This is a genomic window from Aliiroseovarius halocynthiae (assembly GCF_007004645.1).
Taxonomy (GTDB): Bacteria; Pseudomonadota; Alphaproteobacteria; order Rhodobacterales; family Rhodobacteraceae; genus Aliiroseovarius; species Aliiroseovarius halocynthiae.
Map to the genome: position 1 here is coordinate 1,393,693 of NZ_ML660019.1, position 22,478 is coordinate 1,416,170.

Annotated in this window: 22 protein-coding genes; 8 read left to right on the forward strand and 14 right to left on the reverse strand. The window is 57.6% G+C overall.

Features of this window, described 5'->3' with window-relative positions; all coding sequences use genetic code 11:
* Nucleotides 1–6: 6 nt before the first annotated feature.
* A complete protein-coding gene (locus tag FIL88_RS06915; RefSeq protein ID WP_142853030.1) occupies nt 7–240 on the forward strand; it encodes a DUF1127 domain-containing protein in 234 nt (77 codons plus the stop codon).
* 48 nt (nt 241–288) lie between these two features.
* Here the strand turns inward: FIL88_RS06915 and FIL88_RS06920 are convergent, their stop codons facing one another.
* A complete protein-coding gene (locus FIL88_RS06920; RefSeq protein ID WP_142853031.1) occupies nt 289–1,284 on the reverse strand; it encodes an SLAC1 anion channel family protein in 996 nt (331 codons plus the stop codon).
* 62 nt (nt 1,285–1,346) lie between these two features.
* Complete coding sequence (locus FIL88_RS06925; protein WP_142853032.1) at nt 1,347–1,772, reverse strand: PaaI family thioesterase; 426 nt, start codon at nt 1,770–1,772, stop codon at nt 1,347–1,349.
* Nucleotides 1,773–1,828: 56 nt separating this feature from the next.
* On the opposite strand from FIL88_RS06925, the gene FIL88_RS06930 reads away from it, so the two are divergent.
* On the forward strand, nt 1,829–2,632 hold the full coding sequence (locus FIL88_RS06930; RefSeq protein ID WP_142853033.1) for an enoyl-CoA hydratase: 804 nt from the start codon (nt 1,829–1,831) through the stop codon (nt 2,630–2,632).
* Here FIL88_RS06930 and FIL88_RS06935 read toward each other — a convergent pair.
* Both FIL88_RS06935 and FIL88_RS06940 read right to left on the reverse strand, forming a co-directional pair.
* Nucleotides 2,629–3,405 carry a class II glutamine amidotransferase gene (locus tag FIL88_RS06935; RefSeq protein WP_142853034.1) on the reverse strand — a complete coding sequence of 259 codons (777 nt, stop codon included), beginning with the start codon at nt 3,403–3,405 and terminating at the stop codon, nt 2,629–2,631. The two genes, FIL88_RS06930 and FIL88_RS06935, sit on opposite strands and share 4 nt — an antisense overlap.
* 36 nt (nt 3,406–3,441) lie before the next feature.
* Nucleotides 3,442–3,648: a DUF6356 family protein gene (locus FIL88_RS06940; RefSeq protein ID WP_142853035.1), complete on the reverse strand. Its 207-nt coding sequence runs from the start codon at nt 3,646–3,648 to the stop codon at nt 3,442–3,444.
* Between the two features lie 111 nt (nt 3,649–3,759).
* Here FIL88_RS06940 and FIL88_RS06945 point away from each other — a divergent pair, with 111 nt between their 5' ends.
* From FIL88_RS06945 to typA, 3 genes are all read left to right on the forward strand, one after another.
* Nucleotides 3,760–4,218, forward strand: a complete 459-nt coding sequence (locus tag FIL88_RS06945) for an Lrp/AsnC family transcriptional regulator (RefSeq protein ID WP_142853036.1) — start codon at nt 3,760–3,762, stop codon at nt 4,216–4,218.
* A gap of 56 nt (nt 4,219–4,274) precedes the next feature.
* Complete coding sequence (locus tag FIL88_RS06950) at nt 4,275–4,604, forward strand: DMT family transporter (RefSeq protein WP_142853037.1); 330 nt, start codon at nt 4,275–4,277, stop codon at nt 4,602–4,604.
* A gap of 102 nt (nt 4,605–4,706) precedes the next feature.
* Entirely contained in the window at nt 4,707–6,527 is a 1,821-nt protein-coding gene (typA, locus tag FIL88_RS06955; RefSeq protein WP_142853038.1) for a translational GTPase TypA, read from the forward strand.
* 29 nt (nt 6,528–6,556) lie between these two features.
* On the opposite strand, the gene FIL88_RS06960 is transcribed toward typA, so the two are convergent.
* The 7 genes from FIL88_RS06960 to guaB all read right to left on the reverse strand — a co-directional run bounded on the left by FIL88_RS06960 (nt 6,557) and on the right by guaB (nt 16,620).
* Nucleotides 6,557–6,967 carry a hypothetical protein gene (locus FIL88_RS06960; RefSeq protein WP_142853039.1) on the reverse strand — a complete coding sequence of 137 codons (411 nt, stop codon included), beginning with the start codon at nt 6,965–6,967 and terminating at the stop codon, nt 6,557–6,559.
* Complete coding sequence (locus tag FIL88_RS06965) at nt 6,960–7,247, reverse strand: DUF1330 domain-containing protein (protein ID WP_142853040.1); 288 nt, start codon at nt 7,245–7,247, stop codon at nt 6,960–6,962. Before FIL88_RS06965 ends, FIL88_RS06960 begins: the two co-directional genes overlap by 8 nt.
* A gap of 74 nt (nt 7,248–7,321) precedes the next feature.
* Nucleotides 7,322–9,967 (reverse strand): alanine--tRNA ligase, encoded by a 2,646-nt coding sequence (alaS, locus tag FIL88_RS06970; protein ID WP_142853041.1) that lies wholly within the window; start codon nt 9,965–9,967, stop codon nt 7,322–7,324.
* A 138-nt stretch (nt 9,968–10,105) separates the two neighbouring features.
* The gene (gene recA / locus FIL88_RS06975; protein ID WP_142853042.1) at nt 10,106–11,182 is read right to left on the reverse strand and encodes a recombinase RecA; all 1,077 of its coding nucleotides are present in this window, start codon (nt 11,180–11,182) and stop codon (nt 10,106–10,108) included.
* Nucleotides 11,183–11,430: 248 nt separating this feature from the next.
* Nucleotides 11,431–13,815, reverse strand: a complete 2,385-nt coding sequence (locus tag FIL88_RS06980; protein WP_407642354.1) for an ATP-binding response regulator — start codon at nt 13,813–13,815, stop codon at nt 11,431–11,433.
* Between the two features lie 174 nt (nt 13,816–13,989).
* A complete protein-coding gene (locus FIL88_RS06985; RefSeq protein WP_142853043.1) occupies nt 13,990–15,150 on the reverse strand; it encodes an RsmB/NOP family class I SAM-dependent RNA methyltransferase in 1,161 nt (386 codons plus the stop codon).
* 21 nt (nt 15,151–15,171) lie between these two features.
* Complete coding sequence (gene guaB / locus FIL88_RS06990) at nt 15,172–16,620, reverse strand: IMP dehydrogenase (protein WP_142853044.1); 1,449 nt, start codon at nt 16,618–16,620, stop codon at nt 15,172–15,174.
* Nucleotides 16,621–16,821: 201 nt separating this feature from the next.
* On the opposite strand from guaB, the gene FIL88_RS06995 reads away from it, so the two are divergent.
* Together FIL88_RS06995 and FIL88_RS07000 are read left to right on the forward strand one after the other, a co-directional pair.
* Nucleotides 16,822–18,006 (forward strand): pyridoxal phosphate-dependent aminotransferase, encoded by a 1,185-nt coding sequence (locus FIL88_RS06995; RefSeq protein WP_142853045.1) that lies wholly within the window; start codon nt 16,822–16,824, stop codon nt 18,004–18,006.
* A complete protein-coding gene (locus FIL88_RS07000) occupies nt 18,003–18,821 on the forward strand; it encodes an isocitrate lyase/PEP mutase family protein (protein ID WP_142853046.1) in 819 nt (272 codons plus the stop codon). Before FIL88_RS06995 ends, FIL88_RS07000 begins: the two co-directional genes overlap by 4 nt.
* A 3-nt stretch (nt 18,822–18,824) precedes the next feature.
* Here FIL88_RS07000 and FIL88_RS07005 read toward each other — a convergent pair whose 3' ends face one another.
* Both FIL88_RS07005 and dksA read right to left on the reverse strand, forming a co-directional pair.
* Complete coding sequence (locus tag FIL88_RS07005) at nt 18,825–19,991, reverse strand: FAD-dependent monooxygenase (protein WP_142853047.1); 1,167 nt, start codon at nt 19,989–19,991, stop codon at nt 18,825–18,827.
* A gap of 165 nt (nt 19,992–20,156) precedes the next feature.
* Nucleotides 20,157–20,579, reverse strand: a complete 423-nt coding sequence (gene dksA, locus FIL88_RS07010) for an RNA polymerase-binding protein DksA (protein ID WP_142853048.1) — start codon at nt 20,577–20,579, stop codon at nt 20,157–20,159.
* 336 nt (nt 20,580–20,915) lie between these two features.
* On the opposite strand from dksA, the gene FIL88_RS07015 reads away from it, so the two are divergent.
* Nucleotides 20,916–21,761 (forward strand): AAA family ATPase, encoded by an 846-nt coding sequence (locus FIL88_RS07015; protein WP_142853049.1) that lies wholly within the window; start codon nt 20,916–20,918, stop codon nt 21,759–21,761.
* 3 nt (nt 21,762–21,764) lie between these two features.
* Here the strand turns inward: FIL88_RS07015 and FIL88_RS07020 are convergent, their stop codons facing one another.
* Nucleotides 21,765–22,277, reverse strand: coding sequence for a class I SAM-dependent methyltransferase (locus FIL88_RS07020; protein ID WP_142853050.1), 513 nt, complete (start codon nt 22,275–22,277; stop codon nt 21,765–21,767).
* Nucleotides 22,278–22,478: the final 201 nt, after the last annotated feature.

Genomic DNA, 22,478 nt, shown 5'->3' on the forward strand with positions numbered 1-22,478 from the left:
TTTAAGATGGAACACGGAAACACGTACCGGCATGACCGGCTCGCCTTTCTTGACACAAACCGCCCACTGCCCGCTTTGGCAGAGGTCGCACTGATTGTCGCCGTTTCCGTCACCAAATGGCGCATGAACCGAAGCACTCGACGTGCGCTAAGGGATCTTCCGGATCACCTTCACAAGGACATCGGCATCAGCAAAACCGAAGCGCAGCTTGAGGCGGAAAAGCCCTTCTGGCGCGGCTGACACCGAACCGAAACCTTTTCCTGGGCCGGGGTATTCCCCGGCCATTTTTTATTCCGGAACGCAGATTTCGCCGCGAAGCATGGCTTTTCCAGTACGCCAGATCAGACCCGCAACTACCAAAACCAGTACAATCAATAGGATGAAGCCAATATTGTGATGCGTTCGTGAACCGTCCAGCTGCGCAAACCGGAAAGATGCGATCGACAGCGCAGCAATGGGAAAACTCAGCGCCCACCAGCTGAGCGCGAAGGGGAGCTTTGCCAGGCGTGGCACCTGCGCGACCACAAGCGCCGCAAAGATATAGCCCGCATAAATCAAAAGCCGCGCGACGCCGTCGACGTCTCCGGTCATACTGACATAGGCCAGAAACGCGACCGAGGGTGGTGCAATCAGGATGACCATGGTTGGAAACAGGCGCGCAACGATTGGGTCGTGAAAGATCAACCGGTTCATCACCAGTGTCAGCAACACAATCCAGAAGATCATACCGCCGGAAAAGAACAGCCAGGACGTTTCGATATATCCCATACGGGCCCCCAGAACGGGTACAATCACATTGCCGACCGCCGGGATGAACCATGCCGGCGTCAAATGCCCCACCTGAAACGACCGATGGCTGATCCAGCCCGAGATCACAGCGATGGTCAGCACGCCCTGCCCAACAACACCGGCCAGCCACAAATACTCGGCCAGCACTTCATTGTAAGGGAAGGTTGCGGTGGCCAGGAGCAGAAGCGAGATCGAAATCGTGGGGAAGAACGCCAATTTCACCGGATGATGCCATTCCTCGGCCACGGCGCTGGGATGGCGCAACGCTTTTGCGATATAGACCAATGAAGTCGCGACCATTATCGCCGCACCAATCAGCAACATCAGGGAAGAGGCATGCTTGAGAACCGGCATAGACGGTGCGCCTGCGTGCAACGCAAGCGTCAGCCCCATCACCCCCATCACAATGGCGAAAAACGTAACGGGGAAATGCGCCAATCGGTCGAACTCTTCCGGGGGGATGTTTGGGTCAGGAACCTGTGTCGTGTCATCCATGGCGGGCACCTCGCGCAACATATCTTGTTTTTCTAATGTGGTGCGCCTTTCCCCTGCCCGGGTCAACCCCGTTCCGGCGGGATTGAATACGTCAAACTGGCGCGGGCCACGAGTTGGTCGCTGCCCTCGGAATAGATCAGAACATCACCTACGGCCAATACCTTGCCCAGCTTGTGGATTGTCGCATGCGCAAGCAGATCGGCACCCGACGCTGGCTTGCGCATGAAATCAATTGAACAGTTGGTCGTGACCGCCAGCGCCTTGGGGCCAATCATCGCCAACACCGCCAGATACATCGCGACATCCGCCAGCGCGAACATGCTGGGGCCTGACACGGTGCCGCCGGGGCGCAGATGCTTTTTGCCAATACGCTTTCGGATGGTCGCACGCATCGGCGCAACTTCTGCCACTTCGAAATCGTCCGAGACCTGTGGGAACTGTTCGACCAAGAAGGCCTGCAATTCACGTTGCGTCATTTTCAATTGCATTGTTTCCCCCAAGTCACTTCACGCCTATCGTGGGCCCGACTTTGAGGGAGGACAAGATGGCAGATCCAATTCTGATCCGCGAGGACGCAGCGTCAATTGCGCGATTGACGTTAAACAACCCCGGCGCGCTGAATGCGCTGTCAGACGCGATGCTCGCCGCGCTGAAATCCGAACTTGAAGCGCTGGCCGAAGATAGCTCGATCCGGGCAATTGTGATCGCAGGCGCGGGTAAAGTGTTCTGCGCGGGCCATGACCTGAAGGAAATGACCGCAGGCCGCGCAGCCGAGGATTGCGGACAGGCCTATTTCAAAGATCTATTCACCCGCTGTGCCGAGGTCATGACCCTGATCCCCCGCCTGCCCCAGCCCGTCATCGCAGAAATCCACGGCATCGCCACCGCCGCGGGCTGCCAACTGGCTGCGACCTGCGATATGGCCGTCGCCGCCGAGGGCACGCGATTTGGCGTAAACGGTGTGAATATCGGGCTCTTTTGCTCAACCCCGATGGTCGCGCTGACCCGCAACGTGCCGCGCAAGGTCGCCTTCGAGATGCTGACCACCGGCGAATTTATCGACGCGGCCCGCGCCCGCGAAGTTGGATTGGTCAATCGCGTCGTGCCCCATGAGGACTTGCGCGCCGCAACGGACGAGCTGGCAGCGACGGTCGCTTCGAAACTGGGGGCGGCCGTGAAGATCGGTAAGTCTGCCTTCTATGATCAGGCCCTGATGAATCTGGAAGAGGCGTACGCCTTCACCGGCAACGTGATGGCCGAAAACATGATGCTGCGCGATACGGCCGAGGGCATTCAGGCTTTTATTGAAAAGCGCAAACCAAACTGGCCTCAGAACGAAGACGCCTAAGGCTGAAACGGCTCTACTGTCACATCGCACCCGTGGAACTGCGCGATGTGACCGGGCTGCAAACAAATCCAACCATCTTCGTTCCGGTCCAAAGGCTCGGATACGACGGCCCAGCCCTGACGGCTTTCCGACCACCGATAATATACCGACGGTGCATATGTGTCTGACGCACAACGTGCCGCCCAAAGGGATGTGCCGTCAGACAAAGCGGCCGACAGGCGTAAGTGTGGCGCATAACCGAATTCACGCGACAGACCCGCAAGCTCCCGCGTCGCGTGCTCTAAGGCTTGCGGCACGTTTACCCCCTGCCCGATCGCGTCCATTGTAAGCAAAAACAGGACTTCGCTGTCTGTGGCCCCCTGCCGTTTGCCGTAAAGCGCATCGGGGATCAGCATGTCTGCCTGTTTGCGGAAGGTTTCGAACCCTCCGATCTGCCCATTATGCATGAAGCTCCATTGCTTATGGGAAAACGGATGGCAGTTGTTGCGACTGGTCGCCGATCCAGTAGACGCCCGCACATGGGCCAGAAACAGGCGCGATTTCACCTGATGTGCAATGGCCCGTAAATTTGGATCAGACCACGCAGGAAGCACATCTCGATACAACCCCGGCTCGGCGCGGTGGTCGTACCACGCCACCCCAAACCCATCGGCGTTGATGGCGGTTTTCGCCTCCTCCGCTTCCTGACTTTGCTGAATCAAAGAATGGCCGGGCTGGACCACAACCTCTTCCATGAAAATAGGTGCGCCCAAATAGGCTGCCCAACGGCACATACTGCCCCCTTGCGTTCCAATCTTACCCTAACGGGATTACTGGCCCCGATTATGGGTCTTTGCGTAAAGCTTTGCGATAATGCGGCTGCCTGTCTTCTCAAATGCTGCCGGAATGATCGCGTGTATAAGGGCTGCGCCTGCCGCCAGAAAGAGCCAGAAACTGAACGTCGCCGCAAATTTGGCGTGTTCCAGATAGGTCTCGTCGACGGATTGCGGGTGCTCGATAAAAATGCGGTTGATCATGATATGTCTCCTGTCAGCGTGGCAACATGATACCAAGCATCGCGCTACATATGTCCCAAAGTTACGCGCATACGCGTTGATTGCGTGACATTTTCCCACTATCATCCCTACATGGATAACATTGACACAATAGATCGCAGAATCCTGAGTGCCCTTCAACAGGACGCAGATCAAAGCCTCGAAGATCTGGGCGCGAAGGTGGGCTTATCGCGCAATGCGTGCTGGCGGCGCGTCCGTATCCTTCAGGAAAGTGGCGTCATTCGCAAACGCGTCGCGCTGTTAGATCCGCAGAAATTGGGGCTTGGCCTATCTGTGTTTATTCAGGTCCGCACCTCGAACCATGACCCTGACTGGTTGGACAAATTCGCGCGCGCGGTCAAGCTGATGCCCGAGATCCTGGGCGCCTATCGCATGACCGGCGATCTGGACTATTTGATCCACGCCCGCGTCAGTGACGTGAAAGACTATGACGCGCTGTATCAACGTCTGATCGCGAAAGTAGACCTAAGCGACGTCTCTGCCAGCTTTGTCATGGAAGAGTTGAAGGAAACGACAGAATTGTCGCTTTGAAGCCTGACAGAACAGGCGGCGCGACGTAGATGGGGTGAAACATCGAAAGCAGCGCCATGCCCTATCTGATCCTAATCCTCGCCGTCATTGCAGAGACCATTGGCACAACCGCACTACAAGCCAGCCAACAGTTCACGCGTCTCGGCCCATCGCTGACGGTTGTTGTGGCTTACGCCATCAGCTTTTTCCTGTTGGGGTGGGCGCTGAAATACATGGCGGTTGGTGTGGCCTATGCCATCTGGTCGGGGCTTGGGATCGTCCTGATCGCTGCGATTGGCTATGCCTTATTTGGTCAGAAACTGGACATGCCCGCGCTTCTGGGTCTGTCCATGATCCTCGGCGGTATTCTGGTCATTCACTTGTTTTCGCAGTCCGCCCAGCACTGAACACGCGAAATACCTGCATTTGCGCGCATTTCTACTGGCAATCGCGCCACAACCGGGCTATGCGCGCCCTAACTTATCCCTTTTCATTCGAAGGTGGCCCTTATGGACCTGCGCAATATTGCGATCATCGCCCACGTTGACCACGGCAAGACGACCCTTGTTGACGAGCTTCTGAAACAATCCGGTGCGTTCCGGGAAAACCAGGCCGTGGCCGAACGCGCCATGGACAATGACGCCATCGAGCGCGAGCGTGGCATCACGATTTTCGCCAAGCCGACATCGGTCGAATGGAAGAACACCCGCATCAACATCGTTGACACCCCCGGCCACGCCGACTTCGGTGGCGAGGTTGAGCGCATCCTGTCGATGGTTGACGGTGTTGTGCTGCTGGTGGACGCCGCTGAAGGCCCGATGCCGCAAACGAAGTTCGTGACCGCGAAAGCACTGGCGCTGGGCCTGCGCCCGATCGTTGTTCTGAACAAAGTGGACAAACCCGACGCGGAACCTGACCGCGCGCTGGACGAATGCTTTGACCTGTTTGCCAGCCTTGAAGCCACCGAAGACCAGCTCGATTTCCCGCATATGTATGCCTCGGGCCGTTCGGGCTGGGCCGATCACGAGCTGGACGGACCGCGCGAAGACCTGCACGCCTTGTTTGACCTGATCGTCAACCACGTCCCTGCCCCCAAGCAGATCGCGTATCAGGACCAAGATTTCCGCATGCTGGCCACCACGCTGGGATCCGACCCGTTTGTGGGCCGTATTCTGACCGGTCGCGTTGAAAGCGGCACGCTGAGAGTCGGCGCAACCGTTCAAGCCCTTAGCCGCATCGGCCAAAAAATCGAACAATTCCGCGTCACGAAAATCCGCGCGTTCCGCGGCTTGGAAGAGGCCGACATCGAAGAAGCACAGGCCGGTGACATCGTTTCGATCGCAGGCATGGCAAAAGCCACGGTTGCAGACACGATCTGTGCGCTGGCAGTTGATACTCCGCTAGATGCCCAACCCATCGATCCGCCTACCATCACCGTGACGTTCGGCATCAATGACAGCCCCCTGGCGGGCCGCGACGGCAAGAAAGTTCAGTCGCGCGTCATCCGTGATCGCTTGATGAAAGAAGCGGAATCGAACGTTGCCATCAAAATCGCAGACACCCCCGGCGGTGAGGCTTTCGAAGTCTCAGGCCGCGGCGAACTTCAGATGGGCGTTCTGATCGAAAACATGCGTCGCGAAGGGTTCGAGCTGTCGATCTCGCGCCCGCAGGTGATCATGAAAGAAGAAAACGGTGTCCGCATGGAACCCGTCGAAGAAGCCACAATCGATGTGGATGACGAATATTCCGGTGCCGTGATCGAGAAACTGACCGGCGCCCGCAAGGGCGAGCTGGTCGAGATGAAACCCGCTGGCGCAGGCAAAACACGTATCATCGCGCATGTGCCATCGCGTGGCCTGATCGGCTATCACGGCGAGTTTCTGACCGACACCCGCGGAACCGGCGTTCTGAACCGCGTGTTCCACGGCTGGACTGCGCATAAAGGCGCCATTCCCGGCCGTCGCGCTGGCGTTCTGATCTCGATGGAGAACGGCCAATCGGTCGCCTTCGCCCTTTGGAACCTTGAAGATCGCGGCAAGATGTTCATCGGCGCGCAGGAAGACGTCTATCAAGGCATGATCATTGGCGAGCATTCGCGTGAAAACGATCTGGAAGTAAACCCGCTGAAAGGTAAGAAGCTGACCAACGTGCGTGCTTCGGGCACCGATGAGGCGGTTCGCCTGACCACGCCCGTAACCCTGTCGCTGGAAGAGGCCATCGCCTATATCAACGACGACGAGCTGGTTGAAGTCACGCCCGAAAACGTGCGCCTGCGTAAACGCTATCTGGACCCGCATGAACGCAAGCGGATGGCAAAAGCCGCGCAGTAAAATGAAAGGGGCCGCAAGGCCCCTTTTTCCTATCTAGGTGTATCCGAAAACGGATCGGCGACAACTTGAACATTGTCCTCATAAATAATCCGACCGGGTCGTCGCGTTTTCAGCACCTCGACTGGATAGTCCCACTCACCCAACAGGGTTTTAAGCTGCCACATCTTTTGAACATAAACGGTAGCAGAAGGTTTGAACCAACTTAGTCCTCTGGTGAAGTCGCTGTGAGAGTCGTTCTTCTTCCTGCTAAATTTGTCTGGAGCGTCAAGATACTCTTCAAACCACCCCAGAAGATCGAGAAGGATCTCTAAGCTAATTTTGTCGACGTCATTCCGGTATTTGAGCTCATAGGCAGCACAGAAAATCCCGGGCCGCGCATCAAATCCGTCGATATTTCCCGGTACGACCATCCGTACGTAAACCGGTTGAGTTTCACTCATCCGTCTCGACAATCAAAAGCTCGCGCTCGGACGCGTTGCGCGCATGGCTGAGCGCCTCCTGATACTCTGGAGAGTGATAGCAAGCTTCGGCGGCTTCAACGCTTTCAAACTTGGCAACGACATTGCGCGGGCGGTCTTTGCCTTCGAGCTGCACATAGCGTCCGCCACGGGCGATGAACTTGCCGCCATGTTTGGCGACCGCGGGTCCGGCCAGTTTGGCGTATTTACCGTAAGATTCTTCGTCTGTGACAGTGACGTGAGCAATCCAAAGGGCGGGCATGATGTGTCTCCTTAACGAAAAAACCGCGTATCGGGGAAACGATACGCGGCCTTTTTGTGTTTGGAAAGGGTGGTTTAGCCCGCCAGAACGGCCTCGGCGGCCTTGATCGCGTCTTCCGACTTCGACGCATCTGCACCGCCGCCCTGCGCCAGCTCGGGACGACCACCGCCGCCCTTGCCACCCAGTTCGGGCACCGCCGCCTTCACCAGATCGACCGCCGACAGATTGTCGGTCAGATCGGGGGTCACACCAGCAGCCACAGCAACCTTGCCGTCATTGTCTGAAATGATCAGAACCGCACCAGATCCCAGAGCGTCTTTCTGTTCATTCACAAGCGCTTGCAGGTCTTTTCCGCCCACGCCGGAAATCGACATGGCCAAGAACTTTACGCCATTGATGTCTTTGGCTTCCGCTCCTGCACCCGCAGCTTTGGCAAGTTCGCGTTTCAGCGCAGAGATCTCGTTCTGCAGCGCCTTGCGTTCGTCCATCAGGCCTTTCACGCGGTCCACAACTTCTTCTGGTTTGGCTTTCAGCATGCCTTGAAGTTCGGACCCACGTGCGGCCTCGGCCTCAATATGGGAGACAGCGGCCTTACCAGTCAAAGCCTCAATGCGGCGAATGCCAGCGGCAGATGCGCCTTCGGACAGGATCACGCAGATGCCGATATCGCCGGTCTGTTTGACATGAGTACCACCACAAAGTTCAATCGAGTAGGTTTCACCACCTGCACCTTTACCCGTCGCCGCATGTCCCATCGAGACCACGCGGACCTCGTCACCATATTTCTCGCCAAACAGCGCCTGCGCACCAATGTCGCGCGCGTCATCCGGGGTCATGATCCGGGTTTCAACAGGCGTGTTTTGACGGATATAGGTGTTCACCTCGCGGGCGATATTACCAAGCTCTTGCGCACTCACCGCTTTGTTGTGGCTGAAATCGAAACGCAGACGGTCCGGTGCATTCAGCGACCCGCGCTGCGCGACATGTTCGCCCAGCTCATTGCGTAAAGCCTCGTGCAGCAGGTGCGTAGCCGAATGGTTGGCCCGAATAGCCGTGCGGCGCAGGTGATCCACGGCCAGCTCAGCGCCCTGCCCGCGTGTGATTTCTCCGCTGTCGACTTTCGCGATATGGATGAACACATCCGCCACCTTCTTGGTATCTGTCACATGAACCGAACCGCTTTCCGTACGGATCAGACCGGTATCGCCGACCTGACCACCACTTTCGGCATAGAACGGTGTCTGATTGACGACGATCTGCACGTCGTCACCCGCCTTTACGCAGTCAACGGGTTTACCGTCCTGAACCAGTGCCCGAATCTGCCCTTCGGCATGCTCGGTGTCATAACCAAGAAACTCGGTCACGCCGTGTTCTTCGGCAATGTCAAACCAGATGGTGGCGTCCGCAGCTTCGCCCGAACCGGACCATGCCGCGCGGGCGCGCGCTTTTTGTTCTTCCATCGCGGCGTCAAAACCGGGCTGATCTACGCCCAGCCCTTTTTCGCGCAGCGCATCCTGCGTCAGGTCCAGCGGGAAGCCGTAAGTGTCATAGAGTTTAAACGCCGTTTCGCCGGGAAGGTCCGCACCTTCAGCCAGACCAGACACTTCGTCATCCAGCAGTTTCAATCCACGGTCCAGCGTCTTCTTAAACCGGGTTTCTTCGTTCAGAAGCGTTTCTTCGATCATCGCCTGACCGCGCGCCAGCTCGGGATAGGCCTGCCCCATCTGGGCCACAAGCTCGGGCACTAGACGGTGCATGACCGGGTCTTTCGCACCCAACAGATGCGCATGACGCATCGCCCGGCGCATGATGCGGCGCAGCACATAACCACGGCCTTCATTCGACGGCATTACACCATCCGCAATCAGGAACGAGGTCGAGCGCAGATGGTCCGCGATCACACGGTGATGCACGTTCTTGTCCCCAAAGGGATCTACGCCTGTCGCGTGGGCAGAAGCCTCGATCAACGCCTTGAACAGGTCCGTGTCATAGTTGTCATGGCTGCCCTGAAGCAGCGCGCCGATACGCTCCAGCCCCATGCCGGTGTCGATCGACTGCATCTCAAGATCGATCATCGAACCGTCTTCGAACTGCTCGTTCTGCATGAACACGATATTCCAGATCTCGATGAAACGATCGCCATCTTCTTCCGGGCTGCCGGGAGGGCCGCCCCAGATGTGTTCGCCGTGGTCGTAGAAAATCTCGGTACACGGACCGCAAGGGCCGGTCGGGCCCATTTGCCAGAAATTGTCGGACGTCGCGATGCGGATGATCCGGTCCTCGGGCACGCCCAGGCTTTTCCAGATGTTAAACGCCTCGTCATCGGTGTGATAAACCGTGACATACAGCTTCTCTTTCGGGATCCGAAATTCCTTGGTGATCAGGTTCCACGCGAACGGAATGGCGTCCTTCTTGAAGTAATCGCCGAAGCTGAAATTCCCCAGCATCTCAAAGAACGTGTGGTGACGCGCCGTATACCCCACATTGTCCAGATCATTGTGCTTACCGCCAGCGCGCACACATTTCTGGGCAGTCGTCGCACGCACATAGTCGCGCTTTTCGACCCCGGTGAAGAGGTTTTTAAACTGCACCATGCCCGAGTTCACGAACATCAGTGTCGGGTCATTTCGCGGCACCAGCGGAGAGCTGTCCACGATCGTATGCCCTTCGCGTTCAAAATAGTTCAGGAAGGTCGAACGGATATCGTTGAGGCTGGCCATTTTGTCTCGTCTCTTATGCGCTTTCTCACCCGTTTACCCGCGTGCGTGCGTGCTGTCCACAGGGGGAACCGATCGCGGATGGGCAAAGAAAAAGGGCCGGCGCAGTTGCCAGCCCTTTGATCAAATTTTCAGGTCTGATTACGCCTCAAGCAGACCGTCATCGTCATCGCCTTTCTCATGTTCTGGCATATCGAAATCCAGACCATGTGCGGCACGGATCTTGTCTTCAATCTGAAGCGCAGTGCGTTTGTGTTCACGCAGGTAGTTCTTGGCGTTCTCACGCCCCTGCCCGATCCGTTCATCCCCATAGCTGAACCACGCGCCGGATTTCTCGACCACGCCAGCTTTCACGCCAAGGTCCAGAAGCTCGCCCATCTTCGAGATGCCTTCGCCATACATGATGTCGAATTCAACCTGCTTGAAGGGCGGTGCCACCTTGTTTTTCACGACTTTCACGCGGGTGGCGTTGCCGACAACCTCATCACGATCCTTGATCGCGCCGATGCGGCGGATGTCCAGACGGACCGAGCTATAGAATTTCAGCGCGTTACCGCCGGTCGTCGTTTCTGGGCTGCCAAACATCACGCCGATTTTCATGCGAATCTGGTTAATGAAGATCACCATGCAGTTGGATCGAGCGATGGACGAGGTCAGCTTACGCATTGCTTGGCTCATCAAGCGGGCCTGAACGCCAACATTGCTGTCGCCCATATCGCCTTCTAGTTCGGATTTCGGCGTCAACGCCGCAACCGAGTCGACCACAACCATGTTTACAGCGCCCGAGCGCACCAGCGTATCGACGATTTCCAGCGCCTGTTCACCGGTGTCAGGCTGCGAGATCAGCAATTCGTCCAGATCAACGCCCAGCTTCTTGGCATATTGCGGGTCCAGTGCGTGCTCTGCATCCACAAAGGCACAAACACCGCCCTTTTTCTGTTCTTCTGCCACACAGTGCAGTGTCAGCGTCGTCTTACCCGAGCTTTCGGGGCCATAGATCTCGACGACCCGACCTTTTGGAAGACCACCGATGCCAAGCGCAATGTCCAACCCAAGCGACCCGGTCGAGGTCGATTCGATCTCGGACACCGGGTTATCCGCGCCAAGCTTCATAATCGAGCCCTTGCCGAACTGACGTTCGATTTGGGCCAGCGCACTGTCGAGCGCCTTTTTCTTGTCGCTGTCTTTCTTCATTTCAAAAATGTCCGCCGTTGCCATGTCTTGCCCTCACTTATTCCACACCCGCCGACAAGCGGCAATCAATGGATTGTTCTTGACTTGTTCTTCATGACTGTATGAGTACAAAATAGGAACAATTCAAGTTAAGTTTTCAGATAGGACGATTTTAGAATCTATTGGTAACCAAGACCTTAACAGACGAGAGGCTTCATCTCTTCTGCCATTCAGGTGAAAATTATCGTTTTTTATCTGACACCTGCAGCAACTCACCAGGCCCGCCAGACCCATTAGTGCATCTGTTCGTTCACCGTTGCCGTTAAATCCGTCAAAGAAAACGGCTTCGGCAAGAAAACAGAATTGGGAATGCGGGCCTGATGATCAGAAACCGAATCCTCGGCATATCCCGATACGAAGACCACTTTGACATCGGGGCGATCAATAAGTGCTTTGGCCACCCAAGTTGGACCATCCATCCCGGGCATTATGACATCCGTAACAAACACATCTACCTTCAAAGCCGTATCATCCAGAATCTGCAAGGCTTGCTCGGCGCAGTCGGCTTCAAGAACGGCAAACCCACGCATCCTGAGCGCGCGCGACGCAAAAGCGCGCACCGGCGCCTCATCCTCGACCAACAATACGACTCCACCACCTTCGTCCTCATGCTGTTGGGCGATGACCGGCGCAATCTGTGATGCGTCTGAGACCTGAATTCCGGTGCTTGACGCGAGCGAAGCCGCATCCGTCTTCAACAATGTAGACGCTTCTTGCCCAGCAGGATCAATGCCGGCATCTGACGCAGTCGGGGCATCTTCTGGCTGCGCATCTGTCGCTTCGGCGTCTTCAAATGGCGTATCCTCGTCACGGCTGACCGGAAAATACAGCGTGAATGTCGTACCTTGATCCAACAACGAGTCGACAAAAATATAGCCCCCCATCTGCTTGACGATTCCATACGCCATGGACAATCCCAACCCGGTGCCTTTGCCTGCTTTTTTCGTAGTAAAGAACGGCTCGAAAATCTTGCCAATTTTGTCCGCCGGAATGCCTGTCCCCTGATCGATCACCCGAATAGCGACATATTCCCCGGCAGGCACGCTGGCCCGATCCCGTAGAAGTGCGCTTTCCAACACCACATTGCGGGTCTCTACGCGAACTGTCCCACCGTCCTGCATGGCGTCGCGCGCATTTACCACCAGGTTCATTATCACCTGATCCAGCTGTCGACGATCAGCGCGAATGGGCAACAGAGCAACGTCGTGATCCAGCTGCAACGAGATTTTCTCGCCCACCAAACGGTTTAGCAGGTGGGTGAGATCGGACAGGGAATCGGTCAGCAGCAGGCTCTCGGGCCGCAATGTTTGCTTGCGAGAGAATGCGAGAAGCTGGCGCACCAACGCCGCCGCACGATTGGCGTTCTGAATAATCTGAGACAAGTCGGAATAGGCAGGGTCCTGTTCATCCCGCCCCATCATAAGAAGATCGCAGTGACCTGAGATGGCAGTTAGCAAGTTATTGAAATCATGTGCAACGCCGCCCGCCAATTGGCCAATCGCCTCCATCTTCTGGCTTTGAACGAACTGGGCTTCAAGCGATTTCAGTTCGGTCGCATCTTGCAGTACCGCGACCAGTGCCGTGCCGTTTTCTTCGGTGATCTGCGCAAGCGAAATCTGGATGAACACATCTTCGTCCAGACGGGTTGCGCGGACAATCTCGGACCGGCCCAGATGGCGGCCTGAATGCGCCTCGCGCAGCCATTCGGACACAGGTCGCCCCAACCCTTCAACCTGATCTGCCATCAGCGAGCCAATAGCGTCGCAATCGCCTAAAAGGTCGCGAGCACGCCGGTTGGCCATGGTGATGCGTCCAGCCACATCTAATTTCAGCAACGGAACAGGCAGTCCATCAATAAATGCCCATTCTTCTGACGACAGCTCGGGCGCTGAACTGGGCGGCAACAAATAGATCTCGCGCCGTCCGGCAGTGGTTGGAATTTCGCATACCAACGCAGGAACTTTACCGTCGCGGCCGGACACGTGCATGATTGTTCCGGGCTGAATGGGCAATTCAGTGAAAACGCGATCCAGTGTGGTTTCACGCCCACCCAGTAGATTTCGAGCGGCTTCATTCATGAACAAAACCGTCCCGGTCTTTGACACCGTCATCATGGGAAGGCTGATATGTTCACCAACCTGTACACCCGCGCCACCATGAGAAAGCTGATCAATTCGCCAAAGGAAGCCATCATTGCGCACAAGATGAGCCTGTACACGCAAGCGCCCACGCGCCGTATTGACCTCTTCCCTCGCAGTGCCTTTTGCCTGCGCGCGCCCCTGCAAACGATACAGAACCGAGGCAGGCGCTGCGAAGACATCGGACAGCTGTGAAGACAGCGCGTCGATACCCGTCGTATCCAGCAATTGGTCCGCGGCGCGGTTGCGGTAAATCACTGCACCGTCCGGGTCAGTCAGGACGACTGCTGTGCTGTCGTCTTCGGCCAAATCGGTCAACACACCCCTGAATCGTTCACGGCGCATGTTCTGGACGGCAGACAATGTCCGCACGATCACGGCCAGGCACACAAAGGTCAGCCCGGTGACAACAAGTCCTAATCCAAGCGACGGCGCCGAAACAAACCAAGACGCCCCTAAAAGCACGGCCCCGATCATCATCAGGGAAAGGGTCCGCGGCGCGAGCCGAAGCGCGGCATGTGTAAAGGGGTGCGAGGTGAAGGCAGTACTCTGCACGATTGACCCTCCTCAGAATCGCCCTCTTTTCTGAAAGAAGAGGGTTAAAGCCCGATTAATATAGGAAGGTTAGCAACCTTAGGTAGTTTTTGCCAAGCGCTAACTGCTTGTAAGTTGGGCGATATAAAAACCGTCCCCACCATCACGCGGCGTGAATTGGCGTTCTGCTATCAAAGAAAAGCCTGCATTTCTTGACAGAAACGCCTGAACTTGAGCACTGTTTTCGTCCGTCAAAACCGAGCAGGTCGCATAGGCCATCGTCCCGCCAGAACACACAAAATCCGGCATCGCAGTCAGGATGTCACGTTGTGCTGCATAGATCTGTTCCAGCTTTTCAGACGTCAGCAGCCACTTTCCATGTGGCGCACGTCGCCAAGACCCACTTCCCGAACATGGCGCGTCTGCCAAGACCAAATCGAAACCGGACAAGTCTACCATATCTGAATTCCGGACCCGTTGAATGCTCACACCCGCCCGTGCGGCGCGGTCCGGGATGTCTTTCATCCGCTCCCACGACAGATCATGCGCGGTCACATAGGCCCCAAGCGCGGCCATCGCCAATGCCTTGCCGCCGCCCCCTGCGCAATAATCCAGAACACGCATGCCGGGCTGAATATCCAGCGCCTCGATCACCGCCTGTGAGGCCGCATCTTGAAGCTCAACATACCCGTCAAGAAAGGCGCGTGACAGTTTGATTTTGCGCGGATTTTTCACAATTTCAAGCGCAGTGCCAGCCAGCTCACACAGTTGCGCCTCGATCCCATCCTCGGCCAGAATCGAGGCGGCTTGTTCGCGAGTGCATTTCGCAAGATTGGCGCGGACAAACACGGGTGCCCGGCTGCGCAAACTGCCCAGAACGGTATCTGCATCAGCCCCTAAACTGCGATCGAACTGGGGTAAAAGCCAATCCGGGCAATCCAGCGCCTCGGCGCGCGACATCTGGGCGTTCACGGCCAGCTCAGCATCGCTCAGCTTTGCGGGCGCGTGCCCCTCGCCCGAGAAAAGCTCGGCGGGATCCAACCCCTGCCCGCGCAGAAGCCCAATCATCACCGCACGCCCATCCGTGCCGCCACCAAGCGCTTGCGCGGACCGCAGCCGACGCAGCGCGTCAAAGACGTGATCACGAATGGCTGCACGGTCTTTTGACCCCGCAAAACGGTGGCCGCGTGCCCAGCCGGTCAGAGCTTGCTCGACCGGTGTGCCGGACAGATAGCTGTCCAGCACTTCGATCGCAGCGGCCACACGCGCGCCGGGCGTCATATCAGGATCCCCATCACCGGCTTAGCCGATCCGATAGTTCGGGCTTTCGCGGGTGATCTGAACGTCATGCACATGGCTTTCCTTCAGACCTGCGCCCGTAATTTTGACGAACTTGCAGTTCTTACGCATCTCGTCCACGGTGGCACAGCCAGTATAGCCCATGGCCGCGCGCAGACCGCCAACCAGTTGGTGGATCACGGTGCCAGCGGGGCCTTTGTAAGGCACCTGCCCCTCAATCCCTTCCGGCACCAGCTTGTCAGACGCCGCATCCTTCTGGAAATAGCGATCCGCCGAACCACGGGCCATCGCGCCAAGCGATCCCATGCCGCGATAGGCTTTGAATGACCGGCCCTGATACAGGATCACCTCGCCCGGGCTTTCGTCGGTACCTGCGATCATCGAGCCAACCATAGCACAGCTTGCGCCCGCCGCGATGGCTTTGGCGAAATCGCCAGAGAACTTGATGCCTCCATCGGCGATGACCGGTATGCCACCAGCGGCTTCGGCACAATCCGAAATGGCCGTCAGCTGAGGGACACCCACGCCGGCCACCATCCGCGTGGTGCAGATGGAACCGGGGCCAATGCCCACTTTCACCGCATCCGCGCCCGCGTCGATCAGCGCACGCGTAGCATCCCCAGTGGCCACGTTGCCCGCAATCACCTGAACAGAGCTGGACAGCGCCTTCACACGCTTCACAGCTTCGATCACGCCTTCCGAGTGACCGTGGGCGGTATCGACCACCACGATGTCCACGCCCGCATCGATCAGCATCTCGGACCGCGCAAAACCGCTGTCACCAACCGAGCTGGCAGCAGCGACGCGCAGACGGCCCAGATCATCCTTGCACGCAGTGGGGTTCAGAACGGCCTGCTCGGTGTCTTTCAGCGTCAAAAGGCCCGTCAGCTTGCCTTCGCCATCTGTGACCAGCAGCTTTTCAATCCGACGCGCGCGCATCAGGCTTTTGGCCTCTTCCAACTCGGCGGGCTCTTGCAACATGGCCAGATTGTCCGAGGTCATCATAACGCTGACCGGCGTGTCATCGCTTTCGGCAAAACGCATGTCACGGTTGGTCACGATCCCCACGACATGGCCATCGGGACCAACAACCGGGAAACCCGTGACGCGATACCGTTCCTGAAGCGCCTTGGCGTCTGCCAATGTCTGATCCGCAGTCAGCGTAATGGGGTTATAGACGATCCCGCTTTCAAAACGCTTCACGCGACGCACCTGACGGGCTTGTTCTTCCGCATCCAGGTTCTTGTGGATCACGCCCATGCCGCCAGCCTGCGCCATTGCAATAGCCATGCGCGCTTCGGTCACCGTATCCATCGCCGAGCTGAGCAGCGGTATGTTTAGCGCGATCGAGCGGGTCACATGGGTTGCCGTATCCGCAGTCGAGGGCAGCACGTTGCTGGCTGCCGGGACCAGCAGGACGTCATCAAAGGTAAGGGCCTCGCGAATCTCCATGAGCGTTCTCCTTGGGAGTTTTCGTTTGGCACGTCCCTATCTCATGGGTTGGGCCATTTGGAAAGGGGTGAGGTGATATTTCTGCCTCGAAAAGCCCTGTTTTCCATAGACCACCCAATTCAAACGATGCGCAGGGGTTTGACAATCCGCCTGCGCCGTGGGCTTCTAGACAAGAACAAATGTGAACACAGAGAGGCGCAGATGGAATTGTCGACCCGCATTCGCGGTATTCTGGACGGGGGCGATGACGGCTGGGGTGTATTCTATAAAGCCCGCGAGATGCGCACGGCTGGCATAGATGTGACCGAGCTGACCATCGGTGAACATGACATCCGCACCGACCCCAAAATCCTGACCGCCATGTATGATGCAGCCATCGGGGGCCATACGGGTTATGCGGATATTCCCGGCACGCCCGCGCTGCGCGACGCGGTGGCCCAGCGGGTCAAGGATCACACCCACGTGCCAACCACGCGCCAGAACGTGCTGATCACGCCCGGTGGGCAAGCCGCTCTGTTTGCGTCCCATATGGCTGCCTGCGATGATGGCGACACAGCGCTGTTCATTGATCCACACTATGCCACCTATCCCGGCACGATCAGGTCAGTCGGGGCTAAAGCGGTGGCGGTGCCTGCGCGATCTCGCGACGGGTTCCAGCCTGATCTAGACGCAGTGCGCGATGCGGCCAAGGGGGCCAAAAGCCTACTGATCAACACACCAAACAATCCAACCGGTGTGATCTATTCCGACGACACGCTGCACGGTCTGGCCGAAATCTGCCGGGATGAGGATCTGTGGCTGATCTCGGACGAGGTCTATGACAGTCAGGTGTGGCACGGCGCCCACCTGTCGCCTCGCGCCCTGCCCGGCATGGCCGAGCGCACACTGGTCGTTGGCTCGATGTCGAAAAGTCACGCGATGACGGGAAGCCGCCTTGGCTGGATCATCGGCCCGGACGAGGCCATTGCCCATCTGGCGACGCTGGCGATCAACACCAACTACGGCGTCGCGGGATTCATTCAAGACGCGGCCCTTTTTGCCCTGCGCCAAGGGCCAGGGTTCGAGGCTGAAATCGCCGCCCCGTTCCGCCGCCGTCGTGACGCAGCAACGCCGCTCTTCTCGGGCCAAGAGGCCGCCCGCCTGATCCCGTCTGACGGCGCGATGTATCTGATGGCAGACATCCGCGCCACCGGCCTATCCGGCGAGGAATTCGCCCTGCGCCTGCTGGATGAGGAACACATCGCCGTCATGCCCGGCGAAAGCTTCGGACACGCCGCCGCGGGCCATATCCGCATCGCCATGACCATCAACGATGATCGCTTTCTGGACGCAGTTGAGCGTCTGATCCGATTTGCAAACGCGTTGACAGCTGGAGACAAAACATGACCGACACCAATCGCGGCACCGCCTTTCGCGCCCTGCACCAGAAGGGCAATCCGTTCATCCTTGCCAATGCATGGGACATTGGCAGTGCCAAGATGCTGGCAGCCTTGGGAGCCGAGGCCATCGCGACATCCTCGGCCGCGCATGCATTTACGCTGGGTCGCCCCGATATGGGCCATGTGACCCGCGACGAGGCTTTGTCCCACGCGCAGGATCTGGTGGCGGCGGTCAATGTCCCAGTCTCGGGTGATTTCGAAAATGGGTTCGGAGATGACCCAGACACCTGCGCCGAAACCGTGAAACTGGCCTATGAGGCGGGGTTGGCTGGCATCTCGATCGAAGATACCGCCCTGCCCGCTGCAACGCCTTACGCCCGCGACTTGGCTATCGAGCGGATCCGCGCGGCCAGCGCCGTCGCCCGCGCCCTTCCGGGCGATTTCGTACTGGTCGCCCGCGCGGATGGCGTGATGAACGGGCAATATGATCTGGACGAGGCGCTGGCGCGAATGAAAGGGTATGAAGAGGCAGGGGCCGATTGTCTTTACACACCTCTGCCCGGCACGCTTGAAGATCAGGCGGCGATCTGCGCGTCAACAGATCTGCCGGTAAATGCTCTGGCCGCAGGCCCATTCACCCAGCATAGCCGTGCTGATTTTGCCAAAGCAGGCGTCGCCCGGATCTCGCTGGGCTCAGCGCTGGTGCGCGTGACGCATCGCGCGATCTTTGACGCGGCACAGGACATGTTTGGAAGCGGAGATTTCAGTCTGCTTGGTCAAGGGATCTCTGGCGGACAGATCGATACACTGCTTAAGGGTTAGCCCCTAAGTCGTTACATCAAAATCATAAATCCAATCGTATCGCCGCATCAAAGCTTGCGGCGCTAAATGCCCAACCAACCGCATCGCCGTGTGTCCAGCGCTGCGCACCAGCGGGTTGGAATAGTGATAGTTGCGCGCATTCTTATGTGCTTCGGCCACAATCTTGGCCGTGCGCGGGCGGCGCTTGTCCTGATATATCGCCGGTCCTTGCTTGATCCCGAAGCGATCCAAACAATCTGCCAGAACCCACGCATCTTCCAGCGCCATCACCGCGCCCTGCGCCATGAAGGGCAAGGTGGGATGGGCCGCGTCGCCCAGCAAAACCGCTTGCCCTTGATGCCAATGCTCGGCCACCGGGTGCAGGAACAAGCCCCAAATATGCGCCTCGTCTATGCGTTCCAACAGCGCCATAGCGTCGTCACAAAAGCCCGAGAAAGCCGCAAGAACGTTGGCAGGGTCATCTTTGTGAAACCAGCCCTCGGCCGCCCAGTTCTGCCGTTCTTCGACGGCAACGATGTTGACAACGCTGCCTTCGCGCAACGGATATGTCACCATGTGACGGCCCGGGCCCATAAAGACCGTTGCCTCGCTTTGTTCGCGCCCCGTGGCTGGCACCAACGCACGCCACGCCACCTGCCCGGTAAATTCTGGTGTTGCCGCACCATTCAGCGCAGACCGCATCACCGAATGCAGCCCATCTGCCCCAACCACGAACCCCATATTCACGGGATCTTGCCCGTCAAGCGTGACCTCGGTTCCGTCGGCGCCCGGCTGTACGGATTGAACCCGTTGACCGCATGTCACCGTCACCCCAGCCTCACGCGCTGCATCAAGAAGGATCTTCTGCAGATCCGCGCGGTGAAACAGCAAGAACGTGTCGTCCGGCTTCAGCTTGTTAAATTTCATGTCCAGCACGCCGTGCCCCGACACACCGTCGCGCAGCCAAACACCCTGGCCCCGAACCGAATGAGCACGTGCCTTAGCGCCCAGACCCAACGCATCCAGCACCCGAACACCGTTTGGGCTGATCTGAAATCCCGCGCCGACCTCGGTAATGGCGGGTGCCTGTTCTAAGACCGAAACGACAGCACCGCGCTGGGCCAACGCCGTTGCCACCGCCAGCCCTCCGATTCCGGCGCCCAAAACGGTGATCTGCTGATCTTTGATCATGCTGCTTCTCTGTCCCTGTTGCGCGCCTAAAGCGCTGAACTGGCATCGGGGCGTCATCTGCGCAAAAACAAAGGCGACGGAAAGCCCGCCGCCTTTATGACATGGTTCTTTTTCAAAAGGTACGCGACAAATTGCGCGGCCAATCGGCCAGCACGCGCACCCAAATCAATCGTCGCGGTGTACTTTCTCGCGACGTTCATGACGCTCTTGTGCTTCAAGGCTTAGCGTTGCGATCGGACGCGCATCCAGACGCTTCAGCGAAATTGGCTCGCCCGTGTCTTCGCAATAGCCATATTCACCTTCATCAATCCGGCGCAGGGCCTGATCGATCTTGGAAACCAGTTTACGTGCACGGTCGCGGGTGCGCAGCTCCAACGCGCGATCCGTCTCTTCCGAGGCGCGATCAGCAATGTCGGGAATGTTGCGCGTGCCGTCTTGCAGGCCCTCAATCGTGTGGCGGCTTTCATCCAGAAGCTCGGCTTTCCAAGCTTCAAGCTTGCGCCGGAAATACTCCAGCTGCCTGTCATTCATGAACTGTTCGTCTTCGGCTGGCCGATAATCGTCGGACAGGAAAGTCTCGGCTTTCATACCAACTCCCTCTTCTACCGGATCGCAGTTCCTGTCGAACCCATTCGCCAGTGGACGCCCGGTTTCTTATGGCGCTGATGTACACCCGCTAACATGGATTGTCACGCCTGAAAAACTTAACCCCGACAAGCTTTCCCGCACCCACCCTTAAGCCCCTGATAGCGCATAACAATAGCTGCATCTTCTTAGAGCACGGCGTCATGTTCGCAGGATTATCCGCCGATATGAATGCTGTGAATCACCCCGCATCGCAGCGTCAAAACGGCCTGATACTTGCCAAAAGGCGTAGGCACAGTTAGGCCCCATCCAAGACAAGAACTTGATCCGAGGGATGTTATGACCAATCGCTTTGACGGAACCGACAGCTATGTAGCCACCGATGACCTGAAAGTCGCGGTGAACGCAGCCGTTACTTTGGAGCGTCCGCTTCTGGTCAAAGGCGAACCCGGCACGGGCAAGACCGAGCTTGCGCTTCAGGTCGCCAGCGCATTGGGCGCACGGATGATTGAATGGAACATCAAGTCCACTACTAAGGCCCAACAGGGTCTTTACGAATATGATGCGGTTAGCCGTCTGCGCGACAGCCAGCTGGGCGACGAACGTGTTCACGATGTGAAGAACTACATCAAGCGCGGCAAGCTCTGGGAGGCCTTTGACGCGGACGAGCGTGTCGTTCTGCTGATCGACGAAATCGACAAGGCGGATATCGAGTTTCCGAACGATCTGCTGCAAGAGCTGGATAAGATGGAGTTTCACGTCTATGAGACCGGTGAAACCATCCGCGCCAAGCATCGCCCGATCATCATCATCACATCCAACAACGAAAAAGAGCTGCCCGACGCCTTTCTGCGTCGCTGCTTCTTCCACTATATCCGCTTCCCGGACGCGGAAACGATGGCCAAGATCGTCGAGGTCCACCACCCCGGCATCAAGCCACGCCTGCTGACCGAAGCGCTAACCCAATTCTATGAAATTCGAGAGCAGCCGGGGCTGAAGAAAAAGCCCTCGACCTCAGAAGTTTTGGACTGGCTGAAGCTGTTATTGGCCGAGGATATCGACCCGGCCGAGCTGAAACGCGATGGGGCCAGCGCACTGCCAACGCTGCATGGAGCGCTTTTGAAGAACGAACAAGATGTACACCTGTTCGAGCGGCTCGCCTTTATGGCACGTGGACAGCGCTAGACCTTAGTCCAGCTGCAGTACAAGCGTGTCGCGTGTCGAAAGCTCGACACGCCAATTTGCGCTATCCTGATCAAAGACCTGCATAATCCCACTCAGGTTCGAGGGCTCATCAACGATGATCGCCCAACCAGTGAGGCGAATATTGGATAGCAAACGCGAAAGAAGTGCGTGACGATCTGGCGCGGCGATCATGTGTAGCGTCCGGTCGCTCATCAGCACGTCAAACAGCGCGGTCGGATGGTATACCAACAAGTCGGCGACCTCGCCGGTCAGTGCCAAACCCTCCGCTTTCGCGACAGCCTCAAGATCGCTAATCCCATGTGGCGAGATATCCACCCCATGCACCTGATGTCCTCGGCGCGCGATGTCTATGGCATCACGCCCTTGACCACACCCGATATCCAGTATGGAAAGAGACTGCCCATCAAACGCATCAAACTGCTTGGCAATAAGCGTGTTTGGCGTCCCTAACGCCTGCGGCGTATCGCGGTAGAGCACGTCATAGTCATATCCCATCCCCACAAGATAGCGCGCTTCCGGCCAACCTGAAACCCGTGCTTTGGGGCGACTTTCTGCGGCATAGGCGATTCGCAGTTTTCAGATCAATACGCCCCTCACCCAACAAATCAACTAGTATGTCTGTGAACGCCCCCCCACAACATATTGACAGAAATTACTTTTCTCACGCCGAATACCCCAAAGTCACTGGGTTTTCCT